At 70.6% G+C, this 394-nt stretch carries 1 pseudogene; it reads right to left on the bottom strand.

Features of this window, described 5'->3' with window-relative positions:
- A pseudogene (locus ELR45_RS35105) lies at positions 1-394 on the bottom strand (hypothetical protein); the annotation flags it as partial.

Raw genomic sequence — 394 nt, 5'->3', positions numbered from 1 at the left:
CGTGTCGGCGCCGACGCCTTGGTGAATGTCTGTGTCAGTGCCAGTGTCACCGCTGCCGGTGTCGGTGTCGTGTTTGTCGTGACTGCCGTTGCCGGCACCGTAGCGGTCGGTGGAGTCAGGGGTCGTGCGGTCGTGCCCGTTCGTGCGGTCACCGCCGGGGCTGCCGCCGCCGCTGTGGTGGCTGTGCGTGGCCTTCCCGCCGCCGGTCCCGTTGCCGCTGCCGTTGCTGTTCCGGCCGCAGCCGCTGCTGGTGTTGTCGCTGTGGTTGTGGTTGAGCAGGGTGGTGAGGTTGGCGAGTAGCAGGAGTTGGGCGGGGTGGCCGTGTCGGCTGGGCAGGTGGTCGGTGCCGAGGTGGCGGCGGGCGAGTTCGGTGAGGGCGTCGGCCATGCGCTGG

Source organism: Phytoactinopolyspora endophytica (genome assembly GCF_004138495.1).
GTDB classification, from domain to species: Bacteria; Actinomycetota; Actinomycetes; order Jiangellales; family Jiangellaceae; genus Phytoactinopolyspora; species Phytoactinopolyspora endophytica.
The sequence above is the reverse complement of the archived record's forward strand: the minus strand, read 5'-3'. Positions and strand labels throughout refer to the sequence as shown.